Origin of the sequence: Mesorhizobium sp. M7D.F.Ca.US.004.03.1.1, assembly GCF_003998635.1 — a bacterium.
Taxonomy (GTDB): Bacteria; Pseudomonadota; Alphaproteobacteria; order Rhizobiales; family Rhizobiaceae; genus Mesorhizobium; species Mesorhizobium loti.
Genome location: NZ_RZQG01000912.1, coordinates 1 through 2,302, shown reverse-complemented (window position 1 = coordinate 2,302; position 2,302 = coordinate 1). Strand labels below are relative to the sequence as shown.

The following is a 2,302-nucleotide window of genomic DNA, read 5'->3' as shown; positions in this document are numbered from 1 at the left end:
CATCGGCAGACGGTAGGCGTCGGCCCACGCGCGCCAGTCGGCGGCGACATCGTCGAGATCGTCGGCGACCAGCAACGGCACCGACAGCATCGGGTCGTTGTGCAGGAGTTCCAGGGTCACCGTGACATTGCCGTCAGGGTCCTCCATGGCGCGGGCGGCAACGCCGCGGAACGCATTGGCGGGCAGAACGATGATCGCCGGCAGGCCGCTCATCTCGAGCAGGCGGCGGATCACGGCGCCACGCTGGTCGATGGTAAAGGTCACATCGCCGTAGTCGTCGCGTGTCGCGTAGCTCACCACTTGCGGCAGGCGAAATGGGTCGAGACGCATGTTGCGTCCCGCCCAGACTGGCTTCAGTCCGGTGTTCATAGAGTGCCTTCCTGTCTGTCTCCTGAGAGCCGGTGTCCGGTTCTCTCCGGGCCGGTTTTTCCAGCCTCGTTTGTATGGAGACAGTAGCGCGGGCTCCTTACCGCCCCGCTTAAGAAAGTCGGTTAAATTTTGCTGATCTTAGGGATGGTTATCGGAATCCCACCAACCACAAGATGTCGAAAGGATCAGATAACCTTACCCGGATTCATGATGCCGGCCGGGTCGAAGGCCGCCTTTACCCTTCGCATCAGATCGATCGCCATCGGCGGCGCGGTGGCAATCAGTTCGTCGCGCTTCAACTGGCCGATACCATGCTCTGCCGAGATCGAACCGTGCAGGCTGCGCACGACGTCGTGCACCGCCTTGTTCATGGGATGATAGAGGGCGAGAAATGCCTCGTCATCGCCATCGACGGGCCGCGAGATGTTATAGTGGAGGTTGCCGTCGCCCATATGGCCGAAGCAGACCACGCGGGCGCCGGCACTCACCGACGCCACGGCGCCGGCGGCCTCTGCGATGAAGCGCGGGATCATTGCCACAGGCACCGAAATGTCGTGCTTGATCGAGGCACCCTCCGGCTTTTGCGCCTCGGGCAGCAGCTCGCGGAAATTCCAGAAGGCATCCCCCTGCCCGAGGCTTGCGGCGATGACGGCGTCGCCGACGAATTCATGTTCGAGGCCGGCCGAGAGCACGTCCTCGATCAACGCTCGCGAATCCTCCGATGAACGGCCGGACGAAATCTGCATCAGCACATACCACGGCCAGTCGTCGACCAAGGGCCGCACCACGCCCTGTGCATGCGCCAGCGTGAAATCATATGGCCGCTTGCCGATCAGTTCGAAGGCGGTCAGCGCGGCCCCGGCGCGGTCCATGGCCAGGCTGAACAGGGAAAGCGCGGCCTCAGGCGACGACAGGCCGACGAATGCGACCTCGCGCCCCTTCGGCTTCGGAAACAGCTTGAGCACGGCGGCGGTGATGACGCCGAGCGTGCCTTCGGCGCCGACGAACAGGTTTTTCAAATCGTAGCCGGTGTTGTCCTTCTTCAGCTTGCGCAGATCGTCGAACACCTCGCCGGTCGGCAGCACCACCTCGACACCGAGGCAGAGTTCGCGCGCATTGCCGTAGGCAAGCACGCCGGTGCCGCCGGCATTGGACGACAGGTTGCCGCCGATCTGGCAGGAGCCTTGCGCGGCCAGCGACAGCGGAAACAGCCGGTCGGCGGCGTCCGCCGCCTCCTGCAGCGTCTGCAGGATGACACCGGCCTCGGCCGTCACCGTGTTGGACAGGACATCGATCTCGCGAATGCGGTTGAGCCGCGACAGCGACAGGATGATCTCGCGCCCGGAGGTGTCTGGCACTTGGGCGCCGACCAGCCCGGTGTTACCGCTTTGCGGCACGATCGGCGTTCCCGTCTCGGTCGCCAGCCGCATGATCCGGCTGACCTCGTCGACGCTGCCCGGCCGCAGCACCAGCGATGTCGCGCCATGCCAGAGCCCACGCCGCTCAATGAGGTAAGGCGCGATGTCCTGCTCGTCGCGCAGTGCATATTTGTCGCCGACGATCGCCGCGAAGCGATCGATGAGAGCAGGGTCGAGTTTGTCTGAAATTTCGGTCATGGGGGAAAACTATGTTGCGGGCTGATGTCACGAGGGGCGGCGGCACGCGAGAGGCGATCGTTGATCGCCTCTCCGAGACCATCAAAAGGAACCGGCTCGACGGCGATGGTCGGCGCACCGCTGCGGTCGAGTTCCTGCATGTAGGCGAACAGATTGCTCGCCGCTTCGCGCAGGTCCCCGGTCTCGGATAAATTGAGAAAAGCAGCGGCGCGGCGCCAGCCTTCCGCCCGCTGGCCGCCGAAGCCGAGCAGGGCCTCGCCCTCGCCGATCGTCCCGGCGTTGAGCCGCATCGCGGCGCCCGGCGCATAGTGCGAGGC

The 2,302-nt window shown here is 64.6% G+C and carries 3 protein-coding genes; all 3 read right to left on the bottom strand.

The window, feature by feature from the left end:
- The coding region (locus tag EN935_RS31785; protein WP_127374005.1) for a DUF6101 family protein at positions 1–369 on the bottom strand (369 nt) is incomplete at its 3' end.
- A 185-nt stretch (positions 370–554) separates the two neighbouring features.
- Positions 555–1,985, bottom strand: a complete 1,431-nt coding sequence (locus EN935_RS31780; protein WP_127374004.1) for an FAD-binding oxidoreductase — start codon at positions 1,983–1,985, stop codon at positions 555–557.
- On the bottom strand, positions 1,982–2,302 hold a 321-nt coding region (locus tag EN935_RS31775), incomplete at its 5' end, for a Sua5 family C-terminal domain-containing protein (protein WP_281040376.1). The genes EN935_RS31775 and EN935_RS31780, both read right to left, overlap by 4 nt.